The 15,352-nt window shown below is 72.1% G+C and carries 17 protein-coding genes; 3 read left to right on the top strand and 14 right to left on the bottom strand.

The features are described 5' to 3' along the window. Position 1: 1 nt before the first annotated feature. From AB0K67_RS19685 to AB0K67_RS19625, 13 genes are all read right to left on the bottom strand, one after another. Positions 2–1,261 carry a histidine kinase gene (locus tag AB0K67_RS19685; RefSeq protein WP_364061717.1) on the bottom strand — a complete coding sequence of 420 codons (1,260 nt, stop codon included), beginning with the start codon at positions 1,259–1,261 and terminating at the stop codon, positions 2–4. 56 nt (positions 1,262–1,317) lie between these two features. Then, entirely contained in the window at positions 1,318–2,154 is an 837-nt protein-coding gene (locus tag AB0K67_RS19680) for an ABC transporter permease (protein ID WP_364061714.1), read from the bottom strand. A 6-nt stretch (positions 2,155–2,160) separates the two neighbouring features. After that, the gene (locus tag AB0K67_RS19675) at positions 2,161–3,087 is read right to left on the bottom strand and encodes an ABC transporter ATP-binding protein (RefSeq protein ID WP_364061711.1); all 927 of its coding nucleotides are present in this window, start codon (positions 3,085–3,087) and stop codon (positions 2,161–2,163) included. A gap of 243 nt (positions 3,088–3,330) precedes the next feature. Further along, a complete protein-coding gene (locus AB0K67_RS19670) occupies positions 3,331–3,450 on the bottom strand; it encodes a keywimysin-related RiPP (protein ID WP_364061708.1) in 120 nt (39 codons plus the stop codon). A 48-nt stretch (positions 3,451–3,498) separates the two neighbouring features. Beyond that, positions 3,499–3,618 (bottom strand): keywimysin-related RiPP, encoded by a 120-nt coding sequence (locus AB0K67_RS19665; RefSeq protein ID WP_364061705.1) that lies wholly within the window; start codon positions 3,616–3,618, stop codon positions 3,499–3,501. Further along, a complete protein-coding gene (locus AB0K67_RS19660; protein WP_364061702.1) occupies positions 3,618–4,094 on the bottom strand; it encodes a lasso peptide biosynthesis B2 protein in 477 nt (158 codons plus the stop codon). Before AB0K67_RS19660 ends, AB0K67_RS19665 begins: the two co-directional genes overlap by 1 nt. Beyond that, positions 4,091–4,351, bottom strand: a complete 261-nt coding sequence (locus AB0K67_RS19655) for a lasso peptide biosynthesis PqqD family chaperone (protein WP_364061699.1) — start codon at positions 4,349–4,351, stop codon at positions 4,091–4,093. The genes AB0K67_RS19660 and AB0K67_RS19655 overlap by 4 nt, the downstream gene beginning before the upstream one ends. After that, a complete protein-coding gene (locus AB0K67_RS19650) occupies positions 4,339–5,853 on the bottom strand; it encodes an asparagine synthase-related protein (RefSeq protein WP_364061696.1) in 1,515 nt (504 codons plus the stop codon). The genes AB0K67_RS19655 and AB0K67_RS19650 overlap by 13 nt, the downstream gene beginning before the upstream one ends. A gap of 336 nt (positions 5,854–6,189) precedes the next feature. Beyond that, positions 6,190–7,362 carry an MFS transporter gene (locus AB0K67_RS19645; RefSeq protein ID WP_364063218.1) on the bottom strand — a complete coding sequence of 391 codons (1,173 nt, stop codon included), beginning with the start codon at positions 7,360–7,362 and terminating at the stop codon, positions 6,190–6,192. 186 nt (positions 7,363–7,548) lie between these two features. After that, positions 7,549–7,878, bottom strand: a complete 330-nt coding sequence (locus AB0K67_RS19640; RefSeq protein WP_364061693.1) for a hypothetical protein — start codon at positions 7,876–7,878, stop codon at positions 7,549–7,551. 219 nt (positions 7,879–8,097) lie between these two features. Then, positions 8,098–8,349, bottom strand: a complete 252-nt coding sequence (locus tag AB0K67_RS19635) for a hypothetical protein (protein WP_364061690.1) — start codon at positions 8,347–8,349, stop codon at positions 8,098–8,100. Between the two features lie 300 nt (positions 8,350–8,649). After that, entirely contained in the window at positions 8,650–9,300 is a 651-nt protein-coding gene (locus AB0K67_RS19630; protein ID WP_364061688.1) for a hypothetical protein, read from the bottom strand. Further along, entirely contained in the window at positions 9,297–9,908 is a 612-nt protein-coding gene (locus tag AB0K67_RS19625; RefSeq protein ID WP_364063215.1) for an RNA polymerase sigma factor, read from the bottom strand. Before AB0K67_RS19625 ends, AB0K67_RS19630 begins: the two co-directional genes overlap by 4 nt. Before the next feature lie 110 nt (positions 9,909–10,018). Between AB0K67_RS19625 and AB0K67_RS19620 the strand changes: the two genes are divergently transcribed. The 3 genes from AB0K67_RS19620 (at position 10,019) to AB0K67_RS19610 (ending at position 14,201) form a co-directional block, all read left to right on the top strand. Continuing rightward, positions 10,019–12,523: a glycoside hydrolase family 2 TIM barrel-domain containing protein gene (locus AB0K67_RS19620; RefSeq protein ID WP_364061685.1), complete on the top strand. Its 2,505-nt coding sequence runs from the start codon at positions 10,019–10,021 to the stop codon at positions 12,521–12,523. A 186-nt stretch (positions 12,524–12,709) separates the two neighbouring features. Beyond that, entirely contained in the window at positions 12,710–13,750 is a 1,041-nt protein-coding gene (locus AB0K67_RS19615) for a DUF6745 domain-containing protein (protein ID WP_364061682.1), read from the top strand. Between the two features lie 10 nt (positions 13,751–13,760). Next, entirely contained in the window at positions 13,761–14,201 is a 441-nt protein-coding gene (locus tag AB0K67_RS19610; protein ID WP_364061679.1) for a hypothetical protein, read from the top strand. Positions 14,202–14,223: 22 nt separating this feature from the next. Here AB0K67_RS19610 and AB0K67_RS19605 read toward each other — a convergent pair whose 3' ends face one another. After that, positions 14,224–15,204: an LLM class flavin-dependent oxidoreductase gene (locus AB0K67_RS19605; RefSeq protein WP_364061676.1), complete on the bottom strand. Its 981-nt coding sequence runs from the start codon at positions 15,202–15,204 to the stop codon at positions 14,224–14,226. Positions 15,205–15,352: the final 148 nt, after the last annotated feature.

Raw genomic sequence — 15,352 nt, 5'->3', positions numbered from 1 at the left:
GTCATCGACCAGCAGGACGCGGATCGTCACAGTCGCCTCCGATCGGAAGTTCCGCCACCACCTCGAAGCCGCCGTCCGGCCGGGGTCCCGCGCGCAGCGTGCCGCCGTACGCCGTGACCCGCTCGCGCATCCCGACCAGGCCGTGACCGCCCGGACCCGTCTCTGGGACGCCCTCCCGAACGCCGCGGCCGTCGTCGGTGACCCGGACGCGCAGGCTCGTGTCACCGTAGTGCAGCTCCACCTCGACCTTGCCGAGCTCCGGCCCGGCATGTTTGCGTACGTTGGTCAGCGCCTCCTGAACCACCCGGTAGACGGCGAGGTCCAGGCCCGCGGAGACCTCCACCCGCCGGCCCCGCACCGCCAGCTCGACCGGCAGCCCGACCGCCTTGGACTCCTCGATCAGGTGGTCGAGGTGCGCGATGCCCGGCTGCGGGGCGTGCGAACCCGGCTCTCCGTCGCGAAGCACGCCGAGCATGCGCCGCATCTCGGCCAGCGCCGTACGTCCGGTGTCGCGTACGGCCAGCATCGCCTGCCGGGCGCGGTCCGGCTCGCTGTGCGCCTTGGCGGCCGCCCCGTCGGCCATGACCACGACGACGCTCAGGCTGTGGGAGACGATGTCGTGGATCTCCCTGGCGATCCTCGCCCGCTCCCTGGCCGCCGCGACCTTCGCCTCGGCCGCGCGCTCGCGTTCGAGCCAGCGGGCGTGCTCGCGCAGGCTGTCGATGTACGCCCGGCGGGTCTTGACCAGCGTCCCCCAGGTCCACGCCCAGATGATCACCACGACGAGCACGCCGATGTCGCCGACGCTCGTGTACCCCTGGCGCATCACCGGCACGGACGCGACCAGCAGCCACCCCACCACCGACGCGGCGGCCGGGACGGTGACCGTCCACCGCAGCCTCGTCGCGAGGTTGTAGAGGGCGAACAGCAGCATCACGTCCGCGACCAGCAGGCCCACGCCGAGCAGCACCTGCACCACGGCCGTCAGCAGGATGGCGCAGAACACGCCGAGCGGATGACGCCGCCTGGCCAGGTAGGGCGCGCACAGCGCCACGGACACGACCGCGCCGGTGCCCGGCCACAGCCCGCTGGGGACGAAACTCGCCTGAATCGGCAGGTTGTAGGTGAAGACGGCGAGCACCACGACCAGCTCCACGACCCAGGGGCGCTCCTGGAACCACGTGCCGGAAGCACCGGCCGGCGGGCGCCCGATGCCCGGGGCATCGTCGCTCGTGCTCACGCGGGCTGATGCGTCAGTCATCCGCCCTCCATCGTACGGCGGCACCCCGGACGGATCACGGGTCGCCGTGACGCCGGCTATCGGGCTGCCCTCCCGTGCCCGGCCGCCCGCGGCCGCGATCCCGCGGCGCGGTGCGACATCCTGCGCAGGGCGAGCAGCGCCAGCGCGGTCGCAGCCGCCGCCCACAGCCCCAGTACGGCCGCCGTCTCCACCGGCCGCCACGACCCGCCGATCTCGGTGGCGGCCAGCTCGGCGGGCAGCATCGCCGACCGCATGCCGAGGCCCAGCCAGTACAGCGGGAAGAGCTGCCCGGTGACCTGCAGGTACGGCGCCTGCAGCGCCAGCGGGTAAAAGATCCCGGATACCGCCGTCATGCCCATCAGCAGCAACGAGACGAAGCTGAGCTGCCGGGGATGCCGCACCACGACGCCGAGGATCACGCCGATGGGCAGCATCGCGACGATGCCGAGCGGCAGCACCCAGCACAGGGTCACGAAGCCGCCGATCGGGTCGGAGGTGAAGTCGTCGAAGAGCGCGATCGCCACGGTCAGGACCACCGCGAACGTCACGCACGTCAGCGCGGCCTGGCTGACGATCTTGCCGACGAAGTAGCCGACCGTGCCGTGCGGGGTCGCGCGGGCGCGCATCAAGGTGCCGTCCTCGCGCTCCACCATCAGCGCGGAGGCGATGCCCATGAGCCCGGTGAACAGCACGTTCATCGCGATGATCCCCGGGATGGCGTACGCGCCGAGCGAGTAGTCAGTGCCGGCGAGCGAGAAGCCGCGCAGCGCGTACATGACGAGGACGGCCAGCGTCGGGAAGAACACGTAGTTGAACGTCAGTGACAGGCCGTGCCGCAGCTCGATGAGCCCGCGGTGCAGGCCGATCCTGACGATGGACCCGGTCGTCGTCACGGCGGCTCACCTCGGCCTGACCGCGTCGTCGAGCACCCGCCGCGCGGACCCCAGGGAGCGCACCATGCTCAGGTAGGCCTCCTCGAAGCTCGACCGCCGCACTTCGAGCTCGGAGATGCCCGGATCGCCGTCGAGCAGCCGGCGTACGTAGTCCACGGCCGCGTACTCGGGCACCGCGACGCGGTGGTCGTCCCCGCGCCGCCGGTACGACACGTTCACCGACTCCGAGTAGCGCGCGGACAGCTCGCGCGGCGTGCCCCGGGCGGCGATGCGGCCGTCGATCAGGATGGCGATGGTGTGGGCGAGGGTCTCCGCCTCGGCCAGGTCATGGGTGGTCAGCACGATGCTGGTGTCGTTCTTCGCGGAAATGTCGCGTACGAGCTGGTGGAAGTCGTGCCGCGCCTCCGGGTCGAAGCCCACGGTGGGCTCGTCGAGGAAGAGCAGCTCGGGATTGCCCACGAGGCCGATCGCGACATCGAGCCTGCGGCGCTGCCCGCCCGACAGGTCTCCGACGACCTTCGACGCCTGCCCGGTGAGGCCCACGCGGGCCAGCAGCTCGTCGGCCGGGTAGGGCCGTGGCCGATCCGGCGTGCCGTAGGCGCGGTAGTAGCGGCCGATGTGGTCGAGCAGCTCTCGGACGCGCCAGCGGCGGTGATCGCGCCAGTATTGCAACACGATGCCGAGCCGCGCCCGCCAGCGCTCTCCGCCGGTCTCCGGGTCCACGCCCAGCACCCTGACGTGTCCTTCCGTGCGCCGGCGGAAGCCCTCCAAGATTTCGATCGTCGTGGTCTTGCCCGCTCCGTTGGGGCCGAGCAGCGCGAGGATCTCACCCCGTTCGACGCGCAGATCGACACCGTTGAGCACGTCCTGGGCGCCGTAGCGCATGCACAGGCCGCGGACATCGACCGCCGGAGCCGCGTCGCCGTCCTTCATGTGACTCCTCATGAGACGTCGTGTGGCCGCCGATCCCGGCCGCCGGGCCGGCCAAGGCCGCCTGGCCTGTTCCTGGCGCGTGCCGGGCGTGCTGTAATGGCAGCAAAGGGTGCCCGCTGTGAGATCACGTGCCGATCTCACAGCGGGCGCTGCTGCGTCGGGCGCCGTCACCTCAACGACGTTCTGGATGCCAGTCGCCTCGCGTCATGAGGTACAAGCGCCTGTCCCCTGGCAGGGTGATCGTCAGGGGGAGTGGTCCTCGAACGGGAGGATGGCCTCCTCGTACGGGCCGATGAACTCGCCGGTGTCCTGGTGGAAGTCACCCACCTGCACCAGCGACGGCGCCTCGTACTTGACGTCCATGGAAACACCTCCTTTCAGCGACTCGTGCGGTACGCCACCAGCGGCGGCTCAGGACGACCGGTCCGCCAGCGGCCACCAGCCCTCGGCCGAGGTCCCGATGCCGTAACCGGTCTCCTCGTGGAAGCTCCCGAGCTCCACAACGGCCGGCGACTCGTAGGTCTCCTTCATCAGCGCTGCACCTCCTTCCTGTCATCTCTGTGGTTCGCGGCCGGGCGGTCGCCCGGCCGGGCTTCGACCGCGACCTTGAAGAAGGCGCGGTAGTCCGTGTGGGCGAGGGGCTCGTCGACGATGCGGCCCTCCGCCTCGACCCAGGCGTGCGCGGCGAACGGCGGCACGGCGAGCACGCCGACGCACCATGCCGGCCAGACGCCGCGCAGCCTGCACAGCAGCACCACCGACAGCGACCTGATCAGGCACGCCCTGTCGCCGCGGCATCGGGGGCTGGCGGTCAGGATCTCGTCGCGCGCCCGCTTCGCCTCGTCGTAGCGGGCCGGCCGCGCGCCGCGCGCCAGCCGGGCGAGCCGGCGCCGCAGCTCGGCGGGCGGCCGCCGGTGGATCAGGCGGGCCACCGGCACGACGGCGGCGATCTGCAACCGGGTGAGCGGGCTCAGGCGCGCCGGGGCCTCCGGGAGAACGGCGCTCACAGCGCGCCCAGCCTGCGCAACTCGCCGCTGATCGCCTCGATGTCGGCTCTGGCGCGGTCAGCGTCGATCCCGTACGTCTGTACGAGGTCGGCGACCGCGTCGTCCTGGCTACCGCCCCGTTCGAGCACCGCCAGGACGCGGGATGCGCTCTCGTTGAGATGCCAGTAGGCCCCGGTGCGTTCGTTCAGCACGACGTCGCCGTACTCCGTGCTGACCCGGTGCAGCGCGGACCTGCGCTGCTCGCTCACGCTCTCCATGACGGCTCCTTCTGCTCGATCTCGCGTCGTCGCGTGGTGCTGTTCCAGGCCTGCAGGAAGATGGCGGCGTTGGTGAGCGCGTGAACGTAAGGGGAGGGCATCGCCGTCGCGCTCGGCCTGGCTGAGGACAGCAGCCGGCTCCGGTCGATGAGCCCGGAGCCGAGCAGCCCCGAGTCCTCCCACAGGCTGGTGAGAGCGTCGAAGTGGGCGGCGTAGCCGCGGACGGACTGCGGGGCGCCGCCGATCTTCGTGGTCCGCCGCAGATAGTCGTCGGGCAGTAATCCCGTCATCGCGGCCTTCATGAGCGGTTTCCACTCGATCGGCGAGTCGCGTTCCTCGTATCTGACCTGGAACACGGCCTCTACCACGTGGTCGTCAAGCAGCGGCGCGTCGTACGAGACGCCGAGCGACTGGCCGACGAGTCCCATGCTCCTGGCCAGGCGGCCGGCCTGCTGCACGGTGAAGACATCGAAGTGCCTGGCCAGGCCGGTGCCGAGTGGTGTGGCCTCGGCTCCGAGCCGCCGTAATCGGTCGAGCATCGACGCCCGGGCGTCGGCCGTGAGCCAGTCCGGCAAGGAGAGCGGCACCGACCAGTCGTTGATCCTGGGCAGTTCGGGGGGCTCGACGCCGCGTGCCGCGTCGCGCACCGTGGCGAGGTACCACTGCCGGTAGGTCCGGCGGTCCATGAGCTGCCGCAGCGTGGAGAGCGGGCCGATCCCCATGGGCGCGTCCTCGGCGCGGGAGCGCGACCACGCGGTGAACGGCCTGGCGCGCATCAGGGTGTGGTTCCATGCCTTCACCCCGCGTAACAGGTGGTCGCCGCCGAGACCGTTGATGTGGATCGTCACGCCGCGCTCGACGTCGTCGGCGAGCATGTGCCTGATCCGCGGTATCGCCGCCCCGGCCTGCGTGGGCTCGTCCATGGGGATGGCCAGGTCGTACAGGCCCTCGTAGAAGCCGGGCAGGCCCTGGGCGGAGAACACGTCGTGCGTGTGCACTCCCGGCATCGCGGGCAGCGCGCGGCGCGCCCATTCGAGGTCCTCGCGGCCGCCCGGGTCGTCGGTGTAGAACGTCCGGGCGATGACTCCTTTGGGGCCTCGGGCGGCGAAGTAGCACAGCGGGGTCGAGTCGAGCCCGCCCGACAGGTCGCACGCGATATCGGCCTCGGTTTCCGTACGAACCCGGACGGCGGTCTCCAGCGCGTCGCGCAGCAGCGCGGCGCCGTCCGCTCTCGTCAGGCGCGGCTCCGGCCGGCGCCACCAGGTCCGCTGCTCGGCCTCCCGCCCGTCACGCCGAACGAGCACGTACTGCGGCCCGGGTACGGCGCTCACGCCCTGCCACATGGGCAGCCTGTCGGCGGGGTACGGCAGCCCGCGGGCCAGGCGGAGCCCCAGCGCGATCTCGTCCAGAGGCAGCCCGCAGAGTTCGCTCAGCACGTCGGCCCGGTCGCACAGGACGCGCACGCCGTCGATCATCGCGTGGAAGACCTGCCGTGTCTGCATCGCGGGGCCGTTGGCGAACAGAACGCCGTCGAGCGAGCCGAAGACGCAGAAGCTTCCGTCGAAGCGGCGGGAGATCTCGGCGAGCTCGTGCGGGGCGCGAACCCGCCGCGAGATCTCTTCGAGGTCCTCGGTACGCGCCGAGGTCGGCCCTGCGACGGCCAGCGGAACCGGCTTGCAAAAGAGGCGTGTACGTGGTGGCCGTGGAGGCGGGCGATCCGGGGCTCAGTGCCACCGGTGATCGCCTCTTCTACCGTGGCGAGCCCTTCACCGGGAAGGTCATCGCGTCCCTTTCCGACTTCACCGGCTGCGGCGGCGCAGGCGGTGGGACGACGCGGATCACCCGGCGGGCTGCGCGGCCGGGTAGTTGCGGAGCAGGCCGGCGCTGTTCAGCCGCCACACGCCGTACAGCATGGCGAGCAGGGTCAGGGCGCCCGAGCTGATGATGGCCGCCCGCGCCTCCAGGATCACGCCGGGCGTGCCGACCAGATAGCCGACGGTCACGCAGGTGTTGGCCAGCACGCGCCAGTACGCCCAGGCCCGCCCGTGCATGTCCGGCGGCACGTGGTGGTGGATGACGTTGCGCAGGCCGACGTTGTGGGCGCCGTTCCCGAAACCGCCCAGGACGAAGACGACGGCGATGACCAGGGCGACCGGGACGAGGCCCTCGACGAGCAAGGCGCCGCCCATGAGCGCCGCGCCGCCCAGCACCAGGACGAGGTGCTGCCTGCCGAGCCTGCCCCAGCCCGCGACGAGCGAGCCCGGCAGCGAGCCGAGCGCCCACGCCGACAGCAGGAAGCCGTAGAGCGTGTCGCTGCTGGTGATACTGCGCAGGTAGAAGACCCCGGCGACGCCCTCAAGGGCGGTGCAGAAGACCACGGCCGCGAGGATCGGCAGGAGCGGGCGGATGACCGGCGACCGCCACATCACCTGCATGCCGTCGAGCGCGCCCGCCATCGAGCCGCCGCCCACGGACAGACGCTGGTCCTTGCCCGCGGGCACCACGAACCAGACGACGAGCGAGACCGCCACGAACGTCACCGCGTTGAAGCCCAGCAGCCACGCGTTCCCGTACGCGGTGTGCAGCGCGCCGCCCAGGCCGGGACCCACCAGCGTGGAGAGCGACGTGGCCGCGGTGAGCCAGCTGTTGGCCTTCTCCAGCCCCGCCCGGCCGGCCACGGCGGGCAGCAGCTTGAAGCCCGCGGCCGAGGAGATCACGCCCAGCACGTTCGCCAGCGCCACCATGAGCACCCGCGCGTGGAAGAACGGGGTGGCGGCGGCCCCGGCGAACAGCGCCGCCTGGACGAGCACCGCCACCAGCCAGGCGCGCTTCGCGTCGGTCCGGTCCACGAACGCGCCGAGCAGCGGGGCGAGCAGCAGCGGCGGTACGAGCTCGGCCAGGTAGACCTCGGTGACCCACCACGACGGGCCGCTGTCGGCCGCCTCCAGCACCAGTGACAGGGTCGCCATGCCGTCGCCGAGTGTGGAGACGGTGGTGCCGGCGAGCAGCATGATCAAGGCGGCAGGGATCTCGCGCCCTGACGATCGTGGCCCGTCCTGTCGAAGCTGCGCCGGATCTTCCGGATCATTTCGCATCAGGAGCAGGACCCTAGGCTCGCCCGGCATCGCCGGGCAATCGAATTTCTCCTCCGGCTGATCTCCCGGGAAGCCCGCCGCCCGTCCGGCGCGGCCGCCGGCTCAGCTTGCTTCGAGGGCGCCGTGTGCCTCGATCGCGAGCTCCTGCCAGTCGGACCAGGTCTTGAGACGGTCGGCGTACGCCCGCTCGATCATCGGCTGGAACCCCTTGCCGAACAGCACCCGCAGCGGCGGGTTCGCGGAGTCGACGAGCTTCAGCAGCGCCTGAGCCGCGGCGGCCGGGTCGCCCGCGGGCATCTTGCCGGTCATGGCCCCGAGCCGCTGCCGCAGTCCGTCGTACGCCGGGTCGGTCGTCGCCATGTGGCCGTTGGCGAGCGGGTCGGGGTTGTTGCCGTCCCGGGTGGCGAACCCGCCGGGCTCGATGATGGTCACCTTGATCCCCTGGACCACCCACACCGGAAACCCGCCGCGCCCGCCCGGCCCACGAAGCGGACCCCACCTCCTGACGCCTGAGCCCGGCTGCGCGCGACGTTGTGACGCCTCCACCCCGTCGCGCGCATCCCCGACGCTTCAGCCCGCCGCGCGCGACCCCCTCCCGGCGCGCGCGACCTCTGCGGCCTCGGCCCGGCACCGCGACGCCGCGTGAGCGGGTCAGCCCGGGTTGCGCAGGAAGCGCAGCTCGTCCATGGCGAGGTCCCAGAAGGACCGGTAGCGGCCGGCCCCGGGCTTCCACGGCGCGAGGTACCACGCCTCCCACTCGCCCTCGGCGGTGCGGACGTGCGGGTTGAGCAGGGCGGCTCCGTCGTCCCAGTACCCGATCAGCAGGGTGTCGGGCACGTACTCCCCGCGGAAGTGGATGGAGTCCTGCTCCGGCCCGTAGACGAAGTAGAGCTCGTCGGGCACGCTCCACCCGTGCTCGGGCTTGAGCGCCGCCCAGCTCTCTGCGAGCGTGGGATCGATCTCACGCAGCCAGCCCGCCTCGGCGGCGCGCAGCAGGCAGCAGTCGTCGTCCTCGCGCCAGCGTCGGCGAACAGCAGGAACTGCCGGTAGCCCGGCGGCAGCCCCACCCCCAGGCGCGCTTCGAGCTCCCGGACCTCCGCTTCGGCGGCCGGAGGATTCAGGCCGCCCGGCGTGCCGTGGGGGCGGGCGGAGAAGTGGTCGGGCCACGCGTACCGGACGGTCACCGCGCAACGATATCCCGGGTCAGCCGTCCCAGCCCGGCGGTGGGCCGAGCGGGGCCTCGTCGCTGTCCACGAGCGTGCAGGGCTCGACCGGGCCGTTCGAGATGTTCGCCCAGATGCCGGCCACGCGCTCGTCATCGGAGACGCTGAACTCCAGCACGGCCGTCTGTCCCGGCTTGACCGCGCCCGGGTCGATCTGGAAGGCCCGCTCTTCGGTCTTGGGCGGCCAGATCAGGAACGGCCGGCCGTCGGCCGGGTTCTGCGCCTCCTCGCGGGACAGGAAGGCGGTGCTGCGCGGCTGCGGCGAGCAGCGCTTGCCGCTGGGGATGTAGTCGACCACCGCGTTCACCCCCATGGACCGGAGCGTGGCCTCCAGCGGCTTGGGGTCCTTGGCCTGCTGGATGGTGATGGTGAGGGTGCCGTCGGGGTTCTTCGACACCGCGTACGCGGGCGTGCCGCCGCCGAGCGCCAGGGGAACGCCCACGGCCGCCGCGAGACCGAGGGCCAGCGCGGGGACCAGGAGAGCGGGGCGGGGCAGCCGCCTGGGGCGGGCCGGCCTGCGGATCTCCGACATGACGAACTCCTTGAGTTGATGGTGCCGGCCGTCGGGAAGCCGCGGTTCCGCCTCGAATGGCAGCAGCTCGGCCAGCGTGTCGCGCTCGTCCGCGTTCATCGCCTCTCCTCCCGTACGGACCGGGCCACGTGTTCGTGGTCACCCGTTACCTGTCGCCGCGCGGCGGGGCGTTCCCGTTCTTCTGCGGCGAGTTTCTCCAGCTTCTTGCGCGCCCGCGACAGCCGGGACCTGACGGTGCCCACGGCGACGCCCAGCGCCTCGGCCGCCTCGGCGTGGTCGAGCCCCGACCAGACGCACAGCGCGAACACCTCCTGCTCGTGGCGGCGCAGCGCGCCGAAGGCCCGCCGGACCGCGGCCAGCCGTTCGGCGGCCTCGATGCGGCCGACGATCTCGTCGGTGAAGTCGGGGATGCGGTCGCCTCGCGGCATCCTGGCGAGCGCGTCCTCGTACCGGCGGGCCGCACGGCGGAGGTTGCGGGCCACGTTGGTCGCGATGCCCAGCACCCATGGCCGCAGGCTGCCGCCGTCGGCGTCGATGCGGTGCCGCAGCCGCCAGGCTTCGAGAAACGTCAGCGACAGCACGTCCTCGGCGGCCGACCAGTCGCCGGTCAGGCGGAAGGCGTGGGCGAACACCGGCCTGGCCGTCTCCTCGTAGAGCGCCTCGAACGCCTCGGCATCCCCGTCCCGTATGCGGGCGCGCAGTGACATATCCACACACAAGCACTGTCCGTCCGGCGGTGGCCGTTCCCGTTGACCGCGCGAAGGCACCGCCCCTAGCATCCTGTGGGAACGATGCCACAACCCCGTTGAAAGGCGCCATGTCCTCCGTGTCCTCCGCGTCATCTCTACGCGTTCTCAACAAGGGCTGGGAGCTTCGGGGTTTCCTCGGGGACGACTGGCAGCTGCACCGCGCGCAGTTGCACGCCCGCGAGGGCGCCACCGGCGGCTGGGTGCCCGCCAGAGTGCCGGGGAGCGTGCACGCCGACCTGCTGGCGGCCGGTGAGGTGCCGAGCCCGTACGTCGGGCGGCAGAGCATGCTGTCGGAGTGGGTGCCGCAGCGGACCTGGGTGTACCGGACGCGGCTGGTCACACCGGAGCCGGGACCCGGGCGGCGGGCGTTCCTGGAGTTCGACGGCATCGACTACGCGGCGGCCGTCTACCTCGACGGTGAGCGGATCGCGCGGCACGAGGGCACGTACGTGCCGCTCGTCGTGGAGGTCACCGGCCGCCTGGGCGGCGAGCACGCGCTGGCCGTGGTCATCGAGCCGGCGCCCGTGAGCGAGCCGCAGGTCGGCTACACGGAGAAGGTGAAGGTCCACAAAGGTCGCATGGGGTACGGCTGGGACTTCTGCCCCCGCCTCGTGCACCAGGGCCTGTGGGGCGAGGTCCGGCTGCGGACGACCGGCGCGCTGCGGCTGGCCGACGTGTGGGCCCGCCCGACACTGCACGGGAGCACCGGGAAAGTCGCCGTCCATCTCACAACGGACGGAGACGGGCAGGGCAGCGCCGAGCTGACCCTGCGTACGGCGGAAGGCGAGGTCGTCGCCACCGCCACCGCCCCACCCAGCGGCACCGCCGAGCTCACCGTCGACCACCCCCGCCGCTGGCACCTGAACGGCGACGGCGACCCCCACCTCTACACGCTCACCACGGTCCTGCGCGACACGACGGGCGAGGTCAGCGACCGGCGCGAGACCCGGATCGGCTTCCGCGACGTGCGCTTCACCCGCGACCCGGGCGCCCCCGAGGGCTCGCTGCCCTACCGCCTCACCGTGGACGGCCGCCCTGTCACCATCAAGGGCTGGAACTGGGTCCCCGCCGACGCTCTCTACGGCGCCATCGACCAGGGGAAACTCCGCCACCTCCTCACGCTGGCCCGCGACGCGGGCGTGACCATGCTGCGCGTCTGGGGCGGCGGCCTCATCGAGACCGAGGCGTTCTACGACCTGTGCGACGAGTACGGCATCCTCGTCTGGCAGGAGTTCGCCCAGTCGAGCTCGGGCATGCGGAGCCTGCCCAGCGACGACCCGGCGTTCGTGGCGAGAATGGTCGCCGAGGCCGAACGCATCGTCCCGGTGCGGCGCAACCATCCGAGCCTGGCGATCTGGTGCGGCGGCAACGAGCTGCAGCGGGCCGACGGCGTGCCGCTGACCGACGACGGCTCGCCGGTGCTGGCGGCGCTGCACGAGGTGGTGGCCAGGCTCGACCCCGGCCGCCACTGGCTGCCGACCTCACCGACGGGGCCGGTGTTCGGCAACACGCTGCAGAGCGTGCGCAGCGGCCCCGAGCACCACGACGTGCACGGCCCGTGGGAGCACCAGGGGCTCGACGACCACTACCGCCTCTACGACGAGGGCCGGGCGCTGCTGCTCAGCGAGTTCGGCGTGGAGGGGATGAGCAACCTGCGGGCGATCGAGTCGGTGGTGCCCGCGCCGGAGCGCCGCCTGCCGACCTACCGCAACCCGGTCTGGGACCACCTCGGCCGCTGGTGGAACAACGAGCCGCTGGTGCGGGCCGCGTTCGGCGGCGCGATCGAGGACCTGCGGGCGATGTCGCGGGCGAGCCAGTTCCTCCAGGCCGACGGCCTGCGCTACGCGATCGAGGCCAACCGCCGCCGCCCCGCGAGCTGCGGGGTGCTGCCGTGGCAGCTCAACGAGTCGTTCCCGAACGGCTGGTGCACGTCGTCCGTCGACTACTTCGGCGAGCCGAAGGCGGCCTACCACTACGTGCGCCGCGCGTACCGGCGGGAACACGTGTGCGCGGCGCTGCCCGCGCCCCGCGTGGACGAGCTGCGCGCGACCGTATGGGCGTGGTGGGAGGGCGGTCCCGCCGAGGTCGAGGCGCGGGTGCTCGGCCTCGACGGAGGTGTGCGCGCCGAGCGGCGCTGGACCGCCACCGTTCCGGGCGAGATCGGCGTGATCGCGTGCGCCCCGGGGGCGGGAAGCTTCCTGCTCGATCTGTCCGTACGCGGAGACACCGGCCGTACGATCACCAACCGGTACGTCCTGACCGGCGGCCCCGGCTTCGCCGACCTGCTCACGCTGCCCGAGGCGAGCGTCACCGCCGAGCTGGAGACCGGCGAGGACGCGTGGACCCTGCGGCTGCGCCACGAGTCGGGGCCCGTGGTGCCGTTCCTGCGTCTGCTCGACGACCGGCCCGCGCACGCGCCCGGCTGGGTGCGCTGGGACGACAACGCCTTCGACCTGCTGCCCGGCGAGGAACGCGTACTCCGCGCCACCTGGGACGGCGTGCCGCCGCAGGACCGCAGGATCCGGCTCGACGCGTGGAACCTCCCGCCGACGACCCTCATCGAGAAGGGCTGACGCGCAGGACCCGTACGGCCGGCCGTGCCGTCTCTGTCACCCGCCACGTGAGCGAACGGGTGGACATCGGCCGCCCGCTTCTGTCACCATTCCACTCATGATCATGCGAAAGGAGGGCGCCTCCGCCCGCGCCCGGTGAGCTACGTCCTGCAGCGGGAAGCTGCTGTCAAGCTCCGTGACCGATGGATGGGCCGCTCGCTCTCGACACGGCCCGCGGACCGCCCGGCCGCCGAGGCCGCCATCTCCGCCCTCTACCGGCACATCGGTCTGTCTCCGCCCCGATTCCACTGGGTCACCTCGCCTGCCGCCGCGTTCGCGACCGTGCCCGCCGGGCTGCCGCCGGGCCGCCTCCTTGAGCGGGTGGACGAATGGCCACTCGCGAAACGCTTCATCGAGCTGCGCGACCGCCTGTACGGCGCGGTCCACGCCCACATCCGCGGGGGGCAGCACAAGGTGGACTGGCGGATGCGGGACGAGGTCTGCCAGCCGCTCCTGGGCACCACCAGCCGCTGCCTGCTGCCGGCCGTCCGCCGCGCACACAACGTGGGCTCGCCTACCGAGGTCTGGTACCGCACGCTGTGCGTCTCCTGGATCGCCCACTGCGACGCGCTGCGCCAGGTCGCCGGCGTCGAGCTGCCGGCAGAGCTGTCGAAACGGCTCGGCCTGTGGACCGCCGTGGCCGCCGCGTCCCACTGGTGGTGGCCGTCCGAGCACGTGTGCGTCGTCTCCGAACGTCCCGCCGAGCTGCACACCGAGGCATGGGCGCAGAACGGCGAGCGCCGCCCGCACCGCGACGACGGCCCGGCCATCCAGTACGCCGACGGCTGGGCCGTGCACGCCTGGCACGGCACCGTGGTGCCGTCCTGGGTGATCGACGATCCGACCCCAGAACGCATCTCCGCCGAGCCCAACGCCGAGGTCAGGCGCTGCGCGATCGAACGCATCGGCTGGCCCGCCTACATCGCCAAGGCCGGGCTGCGGCTGGTCGCCACCGCGCCCGATCCCGGCAACGCGGGCTCCGAGCTGCGCCTTTACGACACAGCCTTCATCGACAGGGGCCGGACCACGCGGGTGCTGCTCGCGGTCAACGGCTCGGTCGAGCGCGACGGCCACCGCAGGCAGTACGGCCTCCTCGTGCCCGGCTCCTTCGACGATCCGCTCGCCGCCGCCGGCTGGACGTACGGGCTGTCCGGCGAGCAGTACGCCCAACTCCTACGCAGAACCTGAGGTGATGTCCATGACAGTGACGCTGGCTTCGCTGGCCCGCCAGACCGGGATGACCGTGCTCGACCACCTGGAGCAGGAGATCCAGATCCCCGTGCTCGACGGCCCGCAGGCCCAGGGCGACCTCATCGTGGTGCCGCTGCGGCTGGTGTCGGCGGCGGTGCAGATCCGCGACGATCCCCGATGGCAGGCCGTACCGCCGGAAGGCATCGAGCTGCTGCGCGGCGAGGCCGGCGGCAACCCGCACACGCTGGTCGCCGAGCCGGGCAGCTGCCGCTGGACGGTGAACGTGACCGACGCCGACGGCCTGGCCATCGGCGTGTTCTCCGCCTCCGCCCCCGTCTACCTGCTGCATCCCGAGCACGGCGGCTCAGGCTGCGCGCCCGGCACGTACGTGGTGCGCCGCCAGCGCGAGCACGACGGCCACCGCCGCGCCCGGCTGGTGGCCGACTGAGGGACCGGCGCGGCAGGACCGGTTAGAGCGACCAGGCTTCGGCGAGCAGTTCGGCCGAGCGCAGCCACACCTTCCTGTCGACGGCGGAGAAGGCCACGATCAGCTCGTCGGCCCCGGTGTGCTCGGCGAACCGCTCGACGTACGCCTTGACCTCTGCGGGGTCGCCGACGGCCGAGTATTTGGTCATCTGCACGATCTGCTGCCCCGCCGGGGATTCGAGGATCATGTCCGCTTCCTCGGGCGTGAACGTGCGCCCGCGCCCGAGGAACCTGGTGACCCGCAGCCGCTTGGAGGCCAGGAACTGCTCCTGCGCCTCCTCGCTGGTGTCGGCGGCGATGACGTTGAGCGCGGCGATCACGTACGGCCGGTCGAGCTGCGCCGACGGCTTGAACTCGCGCCGGTAGAGCGCGATGGCCTCCTCCAGCGCGGCGGGCGCGAAGTGCGAGGCGAACGCGTACGGCAGGCCGAGCGCGGCGGCGAGCTGCGCGCCGAACAGCGACGACCCGAGGATGTAGAGCGGCACGTTCGTGCCCCTGCCAGGGGTGGCGTGCACGCCGGGGATGCGGGTCTCGCCGGTCAGGTAGCCCTGCAGCTCCAGCACGTCCTGCGGGAACGAGTCCGCCGACGACGGGGTGCGGCGCAGGGCGCGCATGGTCTGCTGGTCGCTGCCCGGCGCGCGGCCGAGCCCGAGGTCGATGCGGCCGGGGTGGAGGGTCTCCAGCGTGCCGAACTGCTCGGCGATGGTCAGCGGCGAGTGGTTCGGCAGCATGACGCCGCCTGCCCCGAGGCGGATCGTCCGAGTATGAGCGGCCACGTGGGCGATGAGCACGCTGGTGGCGGAGGAGGCGATGCTGTCCATGTTGTGGTGCTCGGCGTACCAGATGCGCTTGTAACCGAGCTCCTCGGCCCGCTGGGCGAGGGCCACGCTGGCGGCGAAGCTGTCGGCCGCCGTCTCGCCCTCGCCGATGTGCGCCAGATCAAGGATGGACAGCGGCAGAGCCATGAGTACGAGCCTTTCGCAGAGCGGAATCGACCTGGTCGTGGTCAACAGCCGCGCCTGCGCGGTTATTTCATCCCGTAGTGAGGGGCCCGTTGTGAGAGGGGCTTATGGGGGCCGCAATGGATGACCGCAATGAGCGGCCCGTAACGAG

This window comes from Nonomuraea sp. NPDC052634, assembly GCF_040678535.1.
Classification (GTDB): domain Bacteria; phylum Actinomycetota; class Actinomycetes; order Streptosporangiales; family Streptosporangiaceae; genus Nonomuraea; species Nonomuraea fastidiosa.
The sequence above is the reverse complement of the archived record's forward strand: the minus strand, read 5'-3'. Positions and strand labels throughout refer to the sequence as shown.

Coding starts and splice junctions, on each gene's coding strand:
- AB0K67_RS19685 (WP_364061717.1), bottom strand. CDS start 1,261: ATGACTGACGCATCAGCCCGCGTGAGCACGAGCGACGATGCCCCGGGC.
- AB0K67_RS19675 (WP_364061711.1), bottom strand. CDS start 3,087: ATGAAGGACGGCGACGCGGCTCCGGCGGTCGATGTCCGCGGCCTGTGC.
- AB0K67_RS19670 (WP_364061708.1), bottom strand. CDS start 3,450: ATGGACGTCAAGTACGAGGCGCCGTCGCTGGTGCAGGTGGGTGACTTC.
- AB0K67_RS19665 (WP_364061705.1), bottom strand. CDS start 3,618: ATGAAGGAGACCTACGAGTCGCCGGCCGTTGTGGAGCTCGGGAGCTTC.
- AB0K67_RS19655 (WP_364061699.1), bottom strand. CDS start 4,351: ATGGAGAGCGTGAGCGAGCAGCGCAGGTCCGCGCTGCACCGGGTCAGC.
- AB0K67_RS19650 (WP_364061696.1), bottom strand. CDS start 5,853: ATGCAGACACGGCAGGTCTTCCACGCGATGATCGACGGCGTGCGCGTC.
- AB0K67_RS19645 (WP_364063218.1), bottom strand. CDS start 7,362: ATGCTGCTCGCCGGCACCACCGTCTCCACACTCGGCGACGGCATGGCG.
- AB0K67_RS19630 (WP_364061688.1), bottom strand. CDS start 9,300: ATGAACGCGGACGAGCGCGACACGCTGGCCGAGCTGCTGCCATTCGAG.
- AB0K67_RS19625 (WP_364063215.1), bottom strand. CDS start 9,908: ATGTCACTGCGCGCCCGCATACGGGACGGGGATGCCGAGGCGTTCGAG.
- AB0K67_RS19620 (WP_364061685.1), top strand. CDS start 10,019: ATGTCCTCCGTGTCCTCCGCGTCATCTCTACGCGTTCTCAACAAGGGC.
- AB0K67_RS19615 (WP_364061682.1), top strand. CDS start 12,710: ATGGGCCGCTCGCTCTCGACACGGCCCGCGGACCGCCCGGCCGCCGAG.
- AB0K67_RS19610 (WP_364061679.1), top strand. CDS start 13,761: ATGACAGTGACGCTGGCTTCGCTGGCCCGCCAGACCGGGATGACCGTG.
- AB0K67_RS19605 (WP_364061676.1), bottom strand. CDS start 15,204: ATGGCTCTGCCGCTGTCCATCCTTGATCTGGCGCACATCGGCGAGGGC.